Source organism: Roseomonas genomospecies 6 (genome assembly GCF_008365375.1).
Lineage (GTDB): Bacteria > Pseudomonadota > Alphaproteobacteria > Azospirillales > Azospirillaceae > Azospirillum.
The window spans coordinates 238,732-255,854 of the sequence record NZ_QOKW01000002.1 but is presented as its reverse complement, the minus strand read 5'-3'; the positions used below and the strand labels follow the sequence as shown (position 1 = coordinate 255,854).

The window sequence follows — 17,123 nt, the reverse complement described above, 5'->3', positions numbered from 1 at the left end:
TTCGTGAAGCCCTTCTCCTCCGCCGGGGAGAAGGGTTTCCCGTTCCAAGAGGAGGCGGGTGATTTGTCCACCTACTATCCCAACCTGTCGCCGCTGACCGCCGGCCTGCGCTGCGCCTGCCCGCGCTGCGGGCGGGGCAAGCTGTTCCAGGGTTACCTGACGGTCAACGAGCGCTGCGCGGTCTGCGGCCTGAACCTCGCCCGGCAGGACAGCGGCGACGGACCGGCGGTGTTCCTGATCTTCATCCTGGGCTTCCTGGTCGTGCCGGTGGCGCTGTGGGTGTCGATGTCGGTGGATTGGCCGCTGTGGCTGCACGCCATCGTTTGGAGCGTCGTTGTGCTGGGGCTGGCGCTCGGCATGCTGCGCCCGGCGAAGGCCTATGTCGTGGCGCTCCAGTACCGCCACCGCCGCAACGAGTTGGAGGACCCGGACGCGTGACCGCCATGACCGCCGCCGCACCCCGCCGCTTCCGCCCGTCGCTGTGGGCGACGCTCATCACCGTGCCGTCCGTTCTGGTCATGCTGGGGCTTGGCACATGGCAGATGCAGCGGCTGGAATGGAAGGAGGATTTGGTCCGCCGGGTGGAGCAGCGCCTGCACGCCGCCCCCGTCCCGCTGCCACCCTCCATCGCCGATCCGGAGGCGCTGGAGTTCCGTCCGGTGACGGTGACCGGGCGCTTCCTGAACGACAAGGAGATGCTGCTGATCGCCCGCCCCCGGCAGGGGCAGGTCGGCTACGAGCTGCTGACCCCGCTGCAACGCCCGGAGGCCGATGGCGGCGGCGTGGTGCTGGTCAACCGCGGCTTCCTCCCCCTGGACAAGCGCGCCGCGGCCAACCGCCCGGAGAGCCGTGTCGAGGGGCCGGTGACCGTCACCGGTCTGGTCCGTCTGCCGCAGCCCGCCGGCTGGCTCCAGCCGGCCAACCGGCCGGGGGCGGAGGCCTGGATGCGGCTGGACCCGCCGGCCATGGCGGCCTCCGCCGGGCTGGCGGGAGTCGCCCCGCTGGTGGTGGAGGCCACGCCCGACCCGGCGCGCGGCAACGCGCCGCTGAACGGCATCCAGCCGCTGGTCGAACTGCCCAACAACCACGCGCAATACGCCTTCACCTGGTATAGCCTCGCCGCGACGCTGGCCGTCGTCTATGTCCTGTCCCAACGCCGGAGAACCGGTCCGGCTTCCTAGGAGTTGCGTCCCATGAGCGTTGCCTATCAGGAATTGGAACGCCGCTTCGCCCGGATCGCCGCCATCGGCGACGCGCTGGGCATTCTGAGCTGGGACAGCCAGACCATGATGCCCGACGGCTCCAGCGACGGGCGGGCGGAGCAGACCGCGACCCTGACGGTGCTCGCCCACGAGCTGGAAACCGACCCCCGCGTGGCCGACTGGCTTGCCGAGGCCGAGTCCTCGGGCGGGCTGGACGGGGACGGGCTGGACGATTGGCAGGCGGCCAACCTGCGGGAGATGCGGCGCACCCACCGCCACGCCACCGCCGTGCCCGCCGACCTGATCGAGGCGACCAGCAAGGCCATCTCCGCCTGCGAGATGACGTGGCGCACCGCGCGGGCGGACAGCGACTTCGCCATGCTGCTGCCCAGCCTGTCGGAGGTGCTGCGCCGCGTGCGGGAGTGCGGAGAGGCCAAGGCGGCGGCCATGGACCTGTCGCCCTACGACGCCATGCTGGACGAACACGACCCCGGCGCCCGGTCCGAACGGATCGACACCCTGTTCGCCGGTCTGGCGGGATTCCTGCCGGAGCTGATCGGGCGGGTCCTCGACCGTCAGGCCGCCGAACCGGCGCCGCTGCGGCCCGAGGGTCCCTTCGCCGTCGCCGACCAGAAGGCGCTGGGCGAGCGGCTGATGCGTGCGGCGGGCTTCGACTTCACCCGCGGGCGGCTGGACGTGTCGCTGCACCCCTTCTGCGGCGGGGCCACCGGGGACGTGCGCATCACCACCCGCTACGACGAGGACGACTTCACCAAGGCACTGATGGGCGTGATGCACGAGACGGGGCACGCGCTCTACGAACAGGGGCGCCCGCGCGACTGGCTGCGCCAGCCGGTCGGGCAGTCCCGCGGCATGGCGGTGCACGAGAGCCAATCGCTGATCGTGGAGATGCAGGCCTGCCGCTCTCCGGAGTTCCTGTGCTGGCTGGCCCCGGTCGCGCGGGAGGCGTTCGGCGGCTCCGGCCCCGCCTGGGAACCGGACAATCTGCGCCGCCTCTACAGCCGCGTGGAGCGCGGCCTCATCCGCGTGGACGCCGACGAGGTGACCTACCCGGCGCACGTCATCCTGCGCTACCGGCTGGAAAAGGCGCTGATCGGCGGGAACCTCGCCCTGGCGGACCTGCCCGGCGCCTGGAACGACGGCATGCTGGAACTGGTCGGGGTGGCGCCTCCGAACGACCGGCTGGGCTGTCTCCAGGACATCCACTGGCCGTCCGGCGCCTGGGGCTATTTCCCCAGCTACACGCTGGGCGCCATGACCGCCGCCCAGCTTTTCGAGGCCGCGGCGCAGGCCGATCCCGAGATCCGTCCCGCTCTGGCGCGCGGTGACCTCGGGCCGCTGGTGGCGTGGCTGGGTGTGAACGTGCACGGCAAGGGATGTCTGCATGCCTCGGGCGACGAGTTGCTGACGGCGGCCACGGGGCGCCCGCTCGACGCCGCAGTGTTCCGGCGGCATCTGGAGAGCCGGTATCTGGGCGTGTAGCGGGGCGCTTGCCCCCTCCATTCGTCCCCATCAGGCCAGAAGAACCCAAAAATCTGCCGCACGCAAAAGGCTGAACGGTAATCCTCCTTCGCTTCCACATCCCGCCCAGACCGGAGATGCGATTCGGCTTCAAAAGAGCCTCAAAGCAGCGCAAGCACTCGCCGCGTCTCCATTGGCTCAAATGCCACAGAAATCCATTCTTCCGGACATGGTCACACATGCCATGGATTGCAGCAATTGCCCGACATTCCCGGCAATATTTCGTTAACCATAAGCCTCCAGCCTCCAGCCCAACGCGATTGGCAACGAGGGCTGAGAACAATGAGCATCGCCAAGGGCTTCCTGCACACGGACGGCAACCAGATCGTCGATTCGTCGGGCCAGAACGTCAAGCTGACCGGCGTCAACTGGTTCGGTGGAGAGGGCTTCGTCTTCAACCCCAACGGCATGGACATGCGCGGTTACTGGGGGATGATGGAGCAGATGAAGGAGCTGGGCTTCAACACCATCCGTCTGCCGTGGAGCGACGCGGCGCTGGACGCCGACCGGGCGACGGGCATCGACACCTCCAAGAATCCCGACCTCGCGAACAAGTCCCCGCTTGAGGTCATGGACAAGGTGATCGACTACGCCGGGCGCATCGGCATGAAGGTCATCCTCGACCACCACCGCTCCAGCGACGGTGCGTCGGCCAACGAGAACGGCCTGTGGTACGACGACAAGTACCCGGAGTCGAAGATGATCGAAAACTGGAAGATGCTGGCCGAGCGCTACAAGGGCAACGACACGGTCATCGGCGCCGACCTGCACAACGAGCCGCACGGTCAGGCCACCTGGGGCGGCGGCGACAAAGCCACCGACTGGGCCTGGGCCGCGGAGCGCATCGGCAACGCCATCCAGTCCGTGAACAAGGACTGGCTGCTGCTGGTCGAGGGCGTCGAGATCCACGAGAACCAGTGGGAATGGTGGGGCGGCAACCTGCGCGGCGCCAAGGACCGCCCGATCGAGTTCGATCATCCGGACAAGCTGGTCTACTCGGTCCACTCCTACGGCCCGTCCATCCATGAGATGGAGTGGTTCAAGGCCAGCGACTATCCGAACAACCTGCCGGGCCAGTACACCGACAACTGGGGCTGGCTGCTGAAGGACAACAAGGCCCCCGTGCTGGTGGGCGAGTTCGGCGGCAAGCTGGAGACCGACCAGGACAAGGCCTATATGGCCAAGCTCATCGACTACATGAACGGCGACCTGGACGGCAACGGCACCAACGACCTGGGCGCCGGCAAGGAAGGGGCGAGCTGGACCTACTGGTCGTGGAACCCGAACTCGGGCGACACCGGCGGCATCCTGAAGGACGATTGGCAGACGGTCGACCAGACCAAGTACAACGCCATCAAGGAAGGCCTGTTCGACGGCGGCGGCAGCCCGGCCAAGGCCGCCTGGTCCCCGGCGAAGGCCCAGGCCCTGGCGTTGGACGGGGGAGAGGGCGACATCAACGTCCTGTCCCACACGGTGGCCCAGCCGCAACCGGTGGACCACGGCGCCGCCGCGTCCGTGGAGGCCGCGCTCGCCGCCCAGACGGCGGTGGAGCTTCAGCCGGCGGATGCCGCGCACGATGCGTCGGCGCTGCATCACGACCCGCTGGACCTGCACACCGGCGCCTGACGGGCTGGCCGCTTGTCCCTCTCCCACCCCGGGGAAGGGACAAGCGGCCTGAACCGTGCCGGGTTTCCCGGAGGCTCCATTGAAAATGTCAATGGGCCGAGGGATCGGCGCGGCACCCGCCACCGGATCAATCCTCGGTCAGCGCGTGAGCCATGGCGTCCTGCAACGGCGCCAGCACATAGTCGATGGCCCGGCGCTTGCCCGTCGCGATCAACACGTCCGCGGGCATGCCCGGATGCAGGGCCGCCGGGCCGAGGCGCTCCAGCGCGCCGGGCAGCGGACGGACGCGGGCCACGAAGTAGGGGGCGTTGGTCGTGGGATCGGTCAAACGGTCGGCGGAGACGTCCAGGACGGTGGCGTCGATCGGCGGCGTGCGGCGGGACGAGAAGGCGCTGAGGCGGACCTGCGCGGTCTGGCCGGCCTTCACCACGTCGATGTCCAGCGGGTCGATGCGCGCCTCGATGGTCGGCGGGCCGCTGCCCGGAACGATGTCCATCAGCGGCTCGCCCGGCTTCACCACCCCGCCCACGGTGAAGACGTTCAGCTTGACCACGCGGCCCGGAACGGGGGCGCGGACCTCCGTGCGCTCCACCGCGTCGCGGGCGGCCTTCAGGCGGGCGGCGGTCTGGTCCAGGGCGTTCTGCGCCTCCTCCATGTCCGCGGCGATGTCGGACCGGCGGGCCGTCTCCTTGGCATGGATCTGCACATCGGCGACCGCCACGGCCTGCTCGGCCAGCAGGGCGCGGGCGCGGGCCTGATCGCGGGTGCCCGTCAGGTCGGCCATGGCCCGCTTCAGCGACAGGACCCGCGTCTTGCGCTCCAGCCCCCTGTTGAACAGGTCCAGCACCCCGGCCAGTTCCTCCTCGATGAAGACGATCTGCTCCGCTGCCGAGCTTTCCTGGGCGCGATGGGCCGTCACCTCCCGTTCGGCCTGGAGGCGCTGTTCGCGCAGGACGGCCATCTCGCCGTCGTGGCGGGTCCAGCGGGCGGCGAAAAGCTGTTGCTGCACGGCCAGGGCGCGCCGGGCGGCGGGTGCCCCGTCCACCATGTCCTTGGGGACGGAGAAGGCGCGTTGCCCGGCGTACTCGGCGCGCAGGCGGGCCATGCGCACCAGGGCGGCGGCCTGTTCGTTGACCAGCTCCTCCAGCGTGGCGCGGCTCTGCGTCCCTTCCAGGCGGAGCAGGGTCTGGCCGGCGGCCACCGTGTCGCCGTCGCGCACCGCCAGTTCGGCGACGATGCCGCCCTCCAGATGCTGGACGGTCTTGCGGTTGCCGTCCACCACCACGGTGCCCGGCGCGTGGGCGGCGCCGTCGAGCGGGGCCAGGAAGCCCCAGCCGAGCCCGGCGCCCAGCGCCAGGGCGATCACCGCGCATCCCGCCCGGACCGCCCCGGCGATGGAGGGCTCCGCGTGGCGCGGCTCCGCCGGGATGGTGTGGCGGCTGAGGATCATGTCGGTTGCCGTCATGTCGAAATCTCCGGTCAGAGGGTGGCAGCGGCGGGAGCAGGGGCAGCGGCGGGAGCAGGGGCGGGGACGGCGCCCATCCGCCGCACCATTTCGGCCCGCGTGGCGGTCTGGTCGATCATGCCGTCGCGCAGCACGACGATGCGGTCCACGGCGTTGAGGACGGAGGCGCGGTGGGCGATCACCACCACGGCGGCACCGCCGGCCTTGGCCTCCGCGATGGCCTGCAGGAGCGCCGCCTCGCCGGACTGGTCCAGGTTCGCGTTGGGCTCGTCGAGGACGATCAGGCGGGGGTCGCCGTAGAGTGCGCGGGCGAGCGCGATGCGCTGCCTCTGCCCGCCGGAGAGAAGGGCGCCACCCTCGCCGATCTCCGTCCGGTAGCCGTCGGGAAGGCGCCCGATCATCTCGTGCACGCCGGCCCGCCGCGCCGCCGCGGTCACCAGCGCCGGGTCGGGGTCGCCCAGCCGGGCGATGTTGTCCTCCACCGTGCCGCCCAGCAGGCTGACGCCCTGCGGCAGGTAGCCGACATGCCGACCGCAGTCGTCGCGCCGCCAGCGCCACACGTTGTGGCCGTCGAGATAGACGCCGCCCTGGGTCGGCTCCAGAACGCCGACCAGCAGGCGGGCCAGCGTGGATTTGCCCGCCGCGGAGGGGCCGACGATGCCCACCGCCTCGCCCGGTTCGACCGAGAAGGAGATGCCGCGCAGCGTCGGGCGGTCCGCACCCGGCGGGACGTAGGTCACGCGGTCCAGCAGCAGATGCCCGCTGGGCCGGGGCAGGGGGGCACCCGTGCCGGACGCCGCGTCCGCCGTGAACAGGCCGCGCAGGCGGCGGAAACTCTCGCGGGCCGAGGACCAGTTCCGCCAGGAGTCGATCAACTGTTCGAAGGGGGCCAGCGCGCGGCCCATCAGGATGGAGGCGGCCAGCATGCTGCCCGGCGACACCTGCCGTTCCAGCACCAGCATGGTGCCGGCGGCGAGGATCGCCACCTGGGCCGTCATGCGGCAGACCTTGGCGAGCGAGGCGACGGACTGCGCCCGGCTGGTGGTCTCGTTGACCAGCCGCAGGTGATCGTCCTGCGCCGCCTCCCAGCGGCGCCGCAGGTTGCCCATCATGCCCATGGCGGCGACGGCCTCCACGCTGTGGGACGCGGCCTCGACATCGGCGCCGTGGCGGCACAGGGCTCGGTTGGCCGCCGCCGCGCCCGGCATGGTCAGCATCCGGCCCAGCAGGCTCACCGCCACCAGAAGCAGGATGCTGCCCCCGCAGACGAGGCCGTAGAGCGGGTGGATGAGCGTCAGGAACAGCAGGAAGACGAGGCTGAGCGCGGCGTCGAGCGGTGCCGTGATGCTCGGCCCGGACAGGAACTGGCGCAGTTCGTTCACGTCGCGCAGCACCTGGGCCGGGCGGCTGCCGCCGCCGCGCAGCAGGCCGCCCATCGACGCCTCCAGCGCGTCCATGGTCAGGCTGCGGGCCGCCAGATGGCCCATGGCCTGGGTCAGCCGCCCGCGGATGGCCTCGACCAGACCGAACACGGCGAAGCAGCCCAGCGCCAGAAGCGACAGGGCCACCAGGGTCTCCACGCTGCGGCTGCCCAGCACGCGGTCGTAGACCTGCATCGTGTAGAGCGGCATCGCCAGTTGGATCAGGGCGAGGAAGACGCTGAACCCGCCCGCGGCGGCGAGGCCGGTCCCGATGCGCCGCCGAAGCGCGCGCAGGGCTGGAGGGGTGTGGCGGGATTCCCTTGCGGCCATGGGAAGGGCGCTCCTGTCGTCTTGAAAGGGAGAAGGGGCGCGCCGGGAAGGACGGCGCGCCCGGGACCTCGTCAGGCGCATCAATAGAAGGAGATGTCGCCCATCGGGTTGTCGCCCTTCACGATCAGGTCGTGATAGCCGGTGTCGTTCGCCGCGTTCCAGGTCACGACATAGTGGCCGTCCTTCTGCCAGATGCTGTATTGGCCGTCGGCGGGCGTGCTGGTGTTCCCGGCGTAGCTGTAATTGCCCTTCAGCCAGATCTGGTCTTCGTCCTTGAAGTCGGTGATGGTGTCGGCCTGACCGGCGTAGATGTCGCCGCTGTCCTTCGTCTCGAAGTAGAACCAGTCCGCTCCGGCCCCGCCGGTGAGCTGGTCCTTGCCCATGCCGCCGTAGAGGTCGTCGAAGGTGTCGCCGCCGCTCAGCGTGTCGTTGCCGTCGCCGCCGTACAGCTTGTCATAGCCGCTCTCGCCGTAGAGCTTGTCGTCGCCGCTGCCGCCATAGAGCGTGTCGGCACCGTAATAGCCCATCAGCAGGTCGTTGCCCGCCTCGCCATAGAGCACGTCGTTGCCGTTCCACCCATCCAGCGTGTCGTTGCCGTACCAGCCCATGATGGTGTCGTTGCCGTCGTAGCCCTGCACGTAGTCATTGCTGACGCCGTACTTGATCATGTCGAGGAAGTCAGCGTTGTTGGTGCCGTACACGTTTGCCATGATGCGTTTCCTTCGGATCGGGGATTGTGCCATGCATAGGGGGAGGCGCTTCATTCGGCTTTCTTCTTGCCGGTTCGCTCTGAGAACCTCGCCCTTGCACAGCCATTCTTGCCGAAGACCGCATCCGGCACTGTTGTCCGCTTCACAGTTCTGGTCAGGACCGGAAAGACGCGCCGGTCAACGCCGCCGGACGGTGCCGCCCCGGCTGCGCGCCCTCATCGACCATCTGCGCGCGCCGGGCCGGGGGGCCGTTCACCGCTCCATGACCTCGCCCAGCGTGGTGGCGAGGTCGGCGGGCTCCACCGGCTTGTGCAGCAGGCGGCAACCGATGGCGCGGGCCTCGCGGAGCCGTTCCGGGGCCGTGTCGCCGGTGATGATGATGACCGGGACGTCCCAGCGGCGGCGCACCAGTTCAGCCACCGTGCGGCCCGTCTGCCCGCCGGGCAGGCGGTGGTCGGCCAGAACGACGTGGGGGCGGTTGCGCAGCCGGGGCAGGCGCGCGGCCAGCTCCTCCGCGGAGCCGAGGGCGATCACCTGGACGCCCCAGCGCTTCAGCAGCATGGTCATGGCGTGGCGCACCCGCTCGTCGTCCTCGACCAGCAGCACCCGCCGGCCCCGCATGCGGTCGGTGGGGGAGGTGGCGGGGGGAGCCGTGGCGGCGGCGCCGGTGGCGGCGGCCGCCATGGCGCGGGCGGCGGCGGTCAGGCGGCGGTTGCGTTCGGGCGCGGGAGTGGGGCGCGGAACGGTCACCGTGAAGACCGTCCCCCGCCCGACCTCCGAGCGCATGTCCAGGGTGAGGCCCAGCAGACGGGCCATGCGCGCCACCAGCGGCAGGCCGAGACCGAAACCCTTGGTGGCGCTCCGCTCCGGGTTGTCGAGCTGGTGGAACTCCTCGAAGATGGCAGCGCGGGCGTCGGGGGGAATGCCGCGCCCGTCGTCCCATACCTGGAACTCCAGCGCGCCGGGGCGCCGCCGGCATCCCAGGACCACCCGCTTTCCCCTTCCCCCGCCATGGCGGATGGCGTTGGACAGCAGATGCGTCAGTATCCGCTCCAGAAGCCGCGCGTCGGTTGACACCGGGGCGGCGGAGGTGCGGACGCGCAGCCTTGTCCCCTCCGCCGTGGCGGCCTCCTGGAAGTCCTGGGCCAGACGGCGCATCAGCGCGTCCGGGTGGAACTCCGTGATCGAGATGTCGACGGCGCCGGCCTCCAGCCGGGCAAGGTCCAGCAAGCCGCTCAGCATGCCGTTCAGGCTGTCGATGGACGCCTGGAGCAGGTCCGCGGTCTCCCGTGCGGCGGGGTTGGAGCCGACCGCGCCGCGCAGGAGGTGGGCGTAGAGGGCCGCCGCCTGGATCGGCTGGCGCAGGTCGTGGCTGGCGGAGGTCAGGAAACGCGTCTTGGCCCGGTCGGCCCGCTCCGCCGTCTCGCGGGCGCGGCGCAGTTCCTCCTCCCGCTCGTGGCGGCGGTCTTCGGCGTGGTGCAGCCGTTCGCGAAGCCGGATCATCTCCCGGCGCTGTTCGACCAGCTCGTTGGCCAGACGCGCGCTTTCCTCCACCAGACGGCTGGCGTCGCGCCGCAGGTGGTCCGCGGTCCGGGCCCCCTCGGCAAGGCTGCGGTTCAGTGCCCCCAGGCTTTCCCGCAACTGCTCTCCGGTGTTTGTCCTGGCCTCGTCCGGTTTGTCCAGATCCGGATGTTTCGTCATGTGTGTCTCCACGATGGCCCCCGCTCACCGCCGCAAACCGACTTTCACAAGTCGCTCTCGTCCGTCAGGCCCAACAGAGCAGATCAGGAAATGTTGTCGTGCCGACCGATGATTTCGGCGTGCGCGCCGTGCCTCGTCATCACCCCAAGGCTGTCGGGAGGGGGTGGCGACACCCGATGCCGAAAAAGGCGGCATATTGTCGCGTATCCGACGTGTATTGCAGACGACGGGCCGGCACCGCAACCGGCACCCGGCGGCATGAAGGTGGCACAAGGACGGCGCCCGCGCTGTTGATGCTGCAGGCGCCGTTTCCGCGGCGACGAGGGTGCGCATTGCGCATGGGCCGAACGGTTGGACCCTCAAGGCGGTGCGGAAAGCCGGCAAGCCGGTTGCCTCGCAAGCGAACGGACGCGGGATTCCACCATGCGGGATTTTCTTGATGTTGTTCGTTTGGCGAACAACCTGATGTCCATGGCGCGGCGCGGCCCGTGACTGGTGTATTGGAGGCAGGTTTGATCAACCCATTGATTACGGCCACCGCCGGCTGGTCCGAGGCGGTGGAGGAGCGGGCCAAGCGGCTGCTGCGTTATCAGGTCGGGACCGAAGGGCCGGCGGGGGTGCCGGTGACCGTGAAGACCATGTTCGAGCGCTGCGGCTACACGCCGGTTTCCAGCGCCCGCTTCCTGATGTGCATTCCGCCGCTGACCGCGGTGCGCGAACTGGCCAAGACCGTCGCCCGGTTCGAGATCGACGGCGAGGTCTGCCCCGACCCGGTGGGCGTGGCGGAGGCGGCGCTGTCCTTCGCGGGGCGTGCGGTGGCCGTCCATGAATTGCACCCGGAGCGCCGGTTCGTGGCCGGTGTGATCGCGTTCCTCCTGGGGTTGCAGGGAACCAGCCGGCGGTAGCGCCGGTCCGCCGCCGGTCTGCGGTGAGCGTGGGAGCCGTGCCCTGTCCCGCGGCCCTTGTCCCACGCCCGTTGTCCCGCGGCCCTTCGCCGTGCCCTGCCGCCCACCTTCCGCCGCAAGGAATCCATCAATTTTTAAAAGTTGTAACCGTCCTTTGGTTGCTCGCACGGCGGAGTCGATTTATCAGTGTTCGACTGCATGACCAAGGGCTGGTCCCACCAGTTCCCTGGCCAGTTCCCGGGCTCGGGCGAAGGAGGGTGCGGCGATGGACAGGAAGCCGGTCGATTACGGGCAATTCAGCATCCTGGTCATCGAAGATCAGCCCTTCGTGCGCCGGACCATCATGCAGATCCTCTCCCAGATCGGCTTCCGCTCCATCGCCGAGGCCGACAACGGGGAGACCGGCATGCAGGAATGCATCCGCAGCACCCCGGACGTGATCGTCTGCGACATCGACATGAAGCCGGTGTCCGGCCTGCAATTCCTGGCCGAACTGCGGGCCAGCGCGGAGGTGCGGAACCGCCGCACGCCGGTGGTCTTCCTGACCAACCACACGGAATCCGAAATCGTGAAGAAGGCCATGGCCCTGGGGGTCAACGGCTTCGTCGTGAAGCCGCCATCCTTCGGCGCCCTGAAGGAGCGGGTGGACCGCCTGCTGGCCGGCAAGTGAATGGGCGGGCGAGTGAGGGGATGGGTGGCGTGACGGGCGTGGGCGTTGTGGTGCGGCGCGCGGTGGTTTGCGGTCTGGCGATCCTGCCCTTGGCCGCCTGCTCCGGGGAACCGGGCGAATCCGACATGCGCAAGCTGGTGGAGGCGCACACGAAACGGGCGCTGGACGGGCAGGGGCAGGGTGGTTTTCGCGGGTTCGACGGCTTCCGCAAACAAGGCTGCGTGGACACCAAATACAGGAACGGCGCGCCCAAGCCGGACGACAAGCAGTATGATTGCTATTACGAGGCGCGCTTCGCGCCGCAGCCGGGGCTGCCGGTGATGAGCGTGAACGGCAAGGGCCGCTTCACCCGCACCGACAAGGGGCTGACCTTCGAGGATCTGGGAGCCCAGCCGCGCTGAGGCGGGAACAATCCAGCGGTGTCCGGAAAAGAAAACGGCCGGTCATGACCCTGTCATGAACCGGCCGCGTCAGATGGTGGAAGGGGCTGGATTCGAACCAGCGTACGCGTACGCGGGCAGATTTACAGTCTGCTGCCTTTAACCACTCGGCCACCCTTCCGCTGATGCTTGACGCGACCATCGGAGTCCTGCCATCCGTCCGGCCTTGACTGGCCTTCCGTGCGGCGGGTGGCGATATCTAACGGGTGACGCGGCGTGGGTCAAGCGGCTTTCTTCGTTCGCATCGTTTCTTTGTTCACGCCCCTTCGCCAGACCCTCCTTCGCCACGGGCGGCACGGGCCAGCGCGCTCAGCGGGTCGCCGTCCTCCGGGCTGAAGCAGGCGGCGAAGTCGTCGCACACCTCGCAGTTCGGGGATTTGCAGAGCATGAGCCCTTCGCGTTCGCACAATTGGCGGTAGAAGAACTTCTTCCATTTCATGTCGGCGCCGTTCAGCGCGACCAGCGACGGGAAGTGGCGGCGGAACATGGCGTTCAGTTCCCGCCGGTCGGCGAAGCCCATGTCCTGCCAGAGATGGTTCGGTTCCAGCGAACGGCGGGCGACGATGGCGGCCAGCCACTCCTCCTCGACGGTCCCGGCGGCGCGGTGGTCGAGCAGGAAGGCCCGCAGGTCCTCCTCCTCGATGGCGTCCTCCCCGCTGTCTTCCGGCAGGGTGGAGAGGAGATCGGCGAACCCCGCCGCGTGCCGCCGGATCAACTCCGCCAGCGCGTCGCGCGTCAGCCCCAGGGAAGCCGTGACGGCGCGGCTGGGATGCTGCGCGGCCAGCCCCAGGATGCGCGCGAACAGCAGCCGGTCGAGCGCCGGACCATCCGGAAGGCTGTCCAGCGCGTCAGCGGGCGGATGAGTATGCGAAGCAAGGGCCGGGGCGGCGATCATGGTCGGCGAACTCCCGCATCGGGGGTTTCGGTACGGTCATGACCGTTATGGTGGATCAAATTCCCACAACTGCGAAGTGGTTTTTTGCAGGTGCGTTGTCGCCGCCTGCCCGGCGTTCGCCTCAACCGTTCACGACCTCCGCCGTGAAGCGCTCGAAGAAGCCGTCGATCACCCGGTCGGCCTTGGCCTTGACCAGCTTGACCGCCAGCCGCCCGACGGCGCCGCCCAGCGCCGCCGCGAGCGTGAAGGACAGGTGCGTGTGGCCGTCCACCTCCTCCAGCGTGATGCGGGCCTCGCCCTTGACGGCGCCGGCGAGACCGCCCTTGCCCTCGGCGTAGAGGATGTAGAAGCGCGGCGCGTCCTCCGGCGCCACCCGGACATGCCCGGCGAAGCGCGCGTTCAGCGGACCCACGGTGGCGCGCACGCGGGCGGCGTATTCGGTGTCCGACAGCCGGTCCATCTCTTCCAGCACCGGGATGCAGCGTTGCAGAACGGCGGGATCGCAGAGCGCGGTGAAGACCCGCTCGCGCGCCGCCGGAATCCGGTACTGGCCGTTCAGTTCCATGGATCACCTGTTGTTGGGTCGGGAATAGCAAGCGATTTGGTATATGGATGCCCCGCTTCCAAGACGCGGGATCGAATAGGGAGGGCGACAAACATGCGGCAGGCCGTCACGACGCTGACCACCCGGACCCGCGGCCAGGGCCTGTTCGAGGTGACGGAGCCGGTGGCCCGCTGGGTCGCCGGGCAGGGCATGGGGACGGGCTTGCTGACCGTCTTCTGCCGGCACACCTCGGCATCCCTGGTCATCCAGGAGAACGCCGATCCGGACGTGCGCACCGACCTGGAGCGCTTCTTCAAGCGGCTGGTGGCCGAGGACCCGGCGCTCTACGACCACACGCTGGAAGGGCCGGACGACATGCCCGCCCACATCCGCAGCGCGCTCACCACGGTGCAGCTTTCCATTCCCGTGCTGGACGGGCGGCTGGCGCTGGGCACATGGCAGGGGATCTATCTGTTCGAGCACCGGACCCGGCCCCACGACCGGACGCTGGCGCTGCATCTGCTGGGGGAGTAGGCGCGGGCCTTCGCGGCCTCACCGCAGCCAGTTCTCCAGATGCGGTTCGAGCCACCAATACAGGGCGACGGCGGCAACCAGCCACAGCCCGACCATCAGGGCCGCCGCGGCGTAGCTGACCGGTCGTTCGGCTTGCCGGGCGGCGGCGGTGCGATGCTCCTCCAGCACCTCCGCCGGGATCAGGCGGATGACCAGCAGGATGCCGAGCGGCACGATCAGCAGGTCGTCCAGGTATCCCAGGACCGGCACGAAATCCGGGATCAGGTCGATGGGACTGAGCGCGTAGGCCGCCACCGCGGCGGCGGCCACGCGGGCGTACCAGGGCGTCCGCGGGTCGCGCGCCGCCAGATAGAGCGCGATCACGTCGCGCTTGATCCGCCGTGCCCACGCCTTGGCCGCCGCCAGCATCCCGCTGCTAACCGGCCGCCGGGGCGGGGGCCGCGCTCTGGCGCAGCCGCTCCAGCAGGGATTTGGTGGCGAAGCCGTCCGGCACGGCGCCGATCGACTGCTGGAAGCGGCGCACGGCGTTGCGGGTGTTGGCGCCGACGATGCCGTCCGCCGTCCCCGGCTCCATGCCCAGCGACGCCAAGCGCTCCTGAAGCTCGACCCGCTCATCGCGGCTCAGCGCCGGTTCGTGGCGCGGCCAGCTTCCCTGCACGCCGGACCGGCCCGCCAGACGGTCGGACAGAAGCGCCACCGCCAGCGCGTAGCTGGTGGAGGGGTTGTACTTCATGATGGCCCGGAAGTTCTCGCGGACCAGGAAGGCCGGCCCCTGCGCCCCGGCGAGCATCAGGACGGCGGCCCGCTCCTCCTCGCCGCCCGCCAGTTCGCCGCCGTTCAGGGGGCGGACGCCCAGGCGGCGCCATTCGGACACCGGCTTGGAGATGTTGTATTCGGCTTGGTCGTAGGGGAAGCCGGCGGGCAAGGTGACCTCCTCGCCCCAGCGCTCGCCCGCGCGCCAGCCGTTGGCCTGCACGAACTTGGCGGTGGAGGCGAAGACGTCGGGCAGGCTGCCCCAGATGTCGCGCCGCCCGTCGCCGTCCTCGTCGGTGGCGTGCTTCAGGAAGATGGTCGGCATGAACTGGGTCTGGCCCATGGCGCCGGCCCAGGACCCGCTCATCCGCTCCGGCGGGATGTCGCCGCTGTCGAGGATGCGCAGCGCGGCCAGAAGCTCCGTCCGGAAATAGCTGGCGCGGCGGCCTTCGTAGGCCAGCGTCGTCAGAGCGTCGACGACGGAGAAGCCGCCGGTGAAGTTGCCGAAATCGGTCTCCACGCCCCAGAAGGCCACCAGGATCTCCGCCGGGACGCCGGAGCGCTGGCTGACGCGGCGCAGCAGCGCGCCGTTGTCCTGGATGCGCTGGCGCCCGTTCTGGATGCGCCGCTCGTTGACGGCGCTGTCCAGATACTGCCAGGGCTGGCGGTTGAACTCCGGCTGGGAGGAGTCCAGCTCCACCACCCGGTCCGACAGCTTCACGTTGGCGAAGGCGCGGTCGAAGGTCTGCGGACGGATGCCCTGGCCGAGCGCCTCCGCGCGCAGGGACTTCAGCCAGTCGGCGAAGCTGACGGCGGGCTGGGCCGGCGTCGGCGCCACGCTGGCCGGAGCGGCGGCGGACGCCTTCGCGGTTCCGGACACGGTGTTTGCAGAAACGGGCGGGGCGTCGGTCGTCTGGCAGCCGGCCAGGATCGCGGTGGCGAGCAGGAGGCGGGCGGGAAGGGACAGCAGGGGGCGCATGCGCTCTCGTGACCATCAGGGAAAAGCTGTGCCGGAGCCTAGGACGGACGGCCCTTTCACTCAATGGACAAGTTCAGGGGACAGCCAGGGCTTGACCATGAACAAAACTTGAACAAACGGGCCGGAATGCCCATATCCAGTGCACTCCGAAATCACGAGAAAGACGTTCGCGGCCCGCCCCCCGGCGCGCCGCCGAGAGGGTTTGCCATGCCGTATTTCCCGACCATCGAACTCACCCCGCAGGTGTCCCTGCTGCTGGCGCGGGGGGCTCTGCGCCTGAATCCCGGCCAATGGGTGCGGGGTCCGAAGGGGCATGGCCGCTACCTCCGCACCGATCCGCGCACCGGCACCACCTATGTAAGCTGGCTGCGCCCCGGCGACGATTGGGAAACCGCGTCGCAGAGGTTCAGCCGGGCCTGCCGGAAGGGCTTTGTCGGACGCTACCGCGGCGGCTACGAAGCGGAGAAGGCGCGCCGGGAGATGGCCCGGCTGATCGCGGACGCCGACCGCTCCGAAAGCGTCCCGCCGCGGGACGAGCGGCAGCCGACGCTGTTCTAAGGCGGGAACCCCGCGCCCGCACGCGTCCATGGAGAGCAGAGGCTTGGCCGAAGGGACCTTGAACGCCATCCGCATCGGTTGCGCCGGGTGGAGCATCCCGAAACCCTCCGCCCCGGCCTTCCCGGCGGAGGGCACGCATCTGGAGCGCTACGCCCGCGTCTTCCCGATGGTGGAGGTCAACAGCCGCTTCTACCGCCCGCACAAGCCGGAAACCTGGGAGCGCTGGGCGGCCTCCACGCCGCCGGATTTCCGCTTCGCGGTCAAGCTGCCGCGCACCGTCACGCACGAGCGGCGGCTGAAGGACTGCGCGGCGCTCCTGGATCATTACCTCTACGAGGTCGGGCATGCCGGCGAGCGGCTGGGGCCGCTTCTGGTGCAATTGCCGCCGACGCTGCGCTTCGACGCGGCGGTGGCCGGACCCTTCTTCGTGGCCCTGCGCGAGCGCTTCGCCGGGCCGGTGGTGTGCGAGCCGCGCCACCCGAGCTGGTTCGCGCCCGAGCCGGAACGCCTGCTGGTGGACCACGCCGTGGCCCGCGCCGCCGCCGACCCGGCCCCGGTGCCCGAGGCGGCGGAGCCGGCGGGCTGGGACGGGTTCCGCTACTGGCGCCTGCACGGATCGCCGGTCATGTACCGCAGCGCCTACCCGCTGGATGCGCTGGACCGGCTGGCGCGGCGCTTCCGGGACGAGGCGCGGGACCGTCCGGTCTGGTGCGTCTTCGACAACACGGCGGACTTCCACGCGGTCGACGACGCGCTGACGATCATGGGCCGTTTGGATGCCTCTATAGGTCAGAGAGACAAGCCCCCCGCCTGACCGCTATCGTTCCGGCAAAGCAAGCGCAGCCGGG

The 17,123-nt window shown here is 69.8% G+C and carries 18 protein-coding genes and 1 tRNA gene; 10 read left to right on the top strand and 9 right to left on the bottom strand.

Features of this window, described 5'->3' with window-relative positions; translation table 11 throughout:
* Positions 1-3 precede the first annotated feature (3 nt).
* From DS843_RS03655 to DS843_RS03640, 4 genes are all read left to right on the top strand, one after another.
* Positions 4-438 carry a DUF983 domain-containing protein gene (locus DS843_RS03655; RefSeq protein WP_475849037.1) on the top strand — a complete coding sequence of 145 codons (435 nt, stop codon included), beginning with the start codon at positions 4-6 and terminating at the stop codon, positions 436-438.
* Positions 439-443: 5 nt separating this feature from the next.
* Positions 444-1,181, top strand: coding sequence for an SURF1 family protein (locus DS843_RS03650; RefSeq protein ID WP_149467703.1), 738 nt, complete (start codon positions 444-446; stop codon positions 1,179-1,181).
* A 12-nt stretch (positions 1,182-1,193) separates the two neighbouring features.
* Entirely contained in the window at positions 1,194-2,705 is a 1,512-nt protein-coding gene (locus DS843_RS03645; protein ID WP_149467541.1) for a carboxypeptidase M32, read from the top strand.
* Between the two features lie 321 nt (positions 2,706-3,026).
* Positions 3,027-4,370, top strand: a complete 1,344-nt coding sequence (locus DS843_RS03640; protein ID WP_149467540.1) for a glycoside hydrolase family 5 protein — start codon at positions 3,027-3,029, stop codon at positions 4,368-4,370.
* Positions 4,371-4,497: 127 nt separating this feature from the next.
* Here the strand turns inward: DS843_RS03640 and DS843_RS03635 are convergent, their stop codons facing one another.
* The 4 genes from DS843_RS03635 to DS843_RS03620 all read right to left on the bottom strand — a co-directional run bounded on the left by DS843_RS03635 (position 4,498) and on the right by DS843_RS03620 (position 9,997).
* Positions 4,498-5,835, bottom strand: coding sequence for an HlyD family type I secretion periplasmic adaptor subunit (locus DS843_RS03635; protein ID WP_149467539.1), 1,338 nt, complete (start codon positions 5,833-5,835; stop codon positions 4,498-4,500).
* A 14-nt stretch (positions 5,836-5,849) separates the two neighbouring features.
* Positions 5,850-7,586, bottom strand: a complete 1,737-nt coding sequence (locus tag DS843_RS03630) for a type I secretion system permease/ATPase (protein WP_167525187.1) — start codon at positions 7,584-7,586, stop codon at positions 5,850-5,852.
* A gap of 80 nt (positions 7,587-7,666) precedes the next feature.
* Entirely contained in the window at positions 7,667-8,296 is a 630-nt protein-coding gene (locus DS843_RS03625) for a calcium-binding protein (RefSeq protein WP_167525186.1), read from the bottom strand.
* 252 nt (positions 8,297-8,548) lie between these two features.
* Entirely contained in the window at positions 8,549-9,997 is a 1,449-nt protein-coding gene (locus tag DS843_RS03620) for an ATP-binding response regulator (protein ID WP_149467536.1), read from the bottom strand.
* A 512-nt stretch (positions 9,998-10,509) separates the two neighbouring features.
* Here DS843_RS03620 and DS843_RS03615 point away from each other — a divergent pair.
* The 3 genes from DS843_RS03615 (at position 10,510) to DS843_RS03605 (ending at position 11,973) form a co-directional block, all read left to right on the top strand.
* Positions 10,510-10,902: a hypothetical protein gene (locus DS843_RS03615; protein ID WP_149467535.1), complete on the top strand. Its 393-nt coding sequence runs from the start codon at positions 10,510-10,512 to the stop codon at positions 10,900-10,902.
* A 265-nt stretch (positions 10,903-11,167) separates the two neighbouring features.
* On the top strand, positions 11,168-11,572 hold the full coding sequence (locus tag DS843_RS03610; RefSeq protein WP_149467534.1) for a response regulator: 405 nt from the start codon (positions 11,168-11,170) through the stop codon (positions 11,570-11,572).
* Positions 11,573-11,601: 29 nt separating this feature from the next.
* Complete coding sequence (locus DS843_RS03605; RefSeq protein ID WP_286191914.1) at positions 11,602-11,973, top strand: hypothetical protein; 372 nt, start codon at positions 11,602-11,604, stop codon at positions 11,971-11,973.
* 74 nt (positions 11,974-12,047) lie between these two features.
* On the opposite strand, the gene DS843_RS03600 is transcribed toward DS843_RS03605, so the two are convergent.
* The 3 genes from DS843_RS03600 to DS843_RS03590 form a co-directional block, all read right to left on the bottom strand.
* Positions 12,048-12,133 (bottom strand) — tRNA-Tyr (locus DS843_RS03600).
* A gap of 135 nt (positions 12,134-12,268) precedes the next feature.
* Entirely contained in the window at positions 12,269-12,907 is a 639-nt protein-coding gene (locus tag DS843_RS03595; RefSeq protein WP_149467533.1) for a nitrogen fixation protein NifQ, read from the bottom strand.
* A gap of 121 nt (positions 12,908-13,028) precedes the next feature.
* Positions 13,029-13,472 (bottom strand): SRPBCC family protein, encoded by a 444-nt coding sequence (locus DS843_RS03590; protein ID WP_149467532.1) that lies wholly within the window; start codon positions 13,470-13,472, stop codon positions 13,029-13,031.
* Positions 13,473-13,565: 93 nt separating this feature from the next.
* On the opposite strand from DS843_RS03590, the gene DS843_RS03585 reads away from it, so the two are divergent.
* Positions 13,566-13,985: a secondary thiamine-phosphate synthase enzyme YjbQ gene (locus DS843_RS03585; protein WP_149467531.1), complete on the top strand. Its 420-nt coding sequence runs from the start codon at positions 13,566-13,568 to the stop codon at positions 13,983-13,985.
* Between the two features lie 18 nt (positions 13,986-14,003).
* On the opposite strand, the gene DS843_RS03580 is transcribed toward DS843_RS03585, so the two are convergent.
* Together DS843_RS03580 and DS843_RS03575 are read right to left on the bottom strand one after the other, a co-directional pair.
* Entirely contained in the window at positions 14,004-14,393 is a 390-nt protein-coding gene (locus tag DS843_RS03580) for a YkvA family protein (protein WP_149467530.1), read from the bottom strand.
* Positions 14,394-14,400: 7 nt separating this feature from the next.
* Positions 14,401-15,717 carry a lytic murein transglycosylase gene (locus DS843_RS03575; protein WP_149467529.1) on the bottom strand — a complete coding sequence of 439 codons (1,317 nt, stop codon included), beginning with the start codon at positions 15,715-15,717 and terminating at the stop codon, positions 14,401-14,403.
* Positions 15,718-15,924: 207 nt separating this feature from the next.
* On the opposite strand from DS843_RS03575, the gene DS843_RS03570 reads away from it, so the two are divergent.
* Together DS843_RS03570 and DS843_RS03565 are read left to right on the top strand one after the other, a co-directional pair.
* Positions 15,925-16,275, top strand: coding sequence for a hypothetical protein (locus DS843_RS03570; protein ID WP_149467528.1), 351 nt, complete (start codon positions 15,925-15,927; stop codon positions 16,273-16,275).
* A 43-nt stretch (positions 16,276-16,318) separates the two neighbouring features.
* On the top strand, positions 16,319-17,089 hold the full coding sequence (locus tag DS843_RS03565; protein WP_149467527.1) for a DUF72 domain-containing protein: 771 nt from the start codon (positions 16,319-16,321) through the stop codon (positions 17,087-17,089).
* Positions 17,090-17,123: the final 34 nt, after the last annotated feature.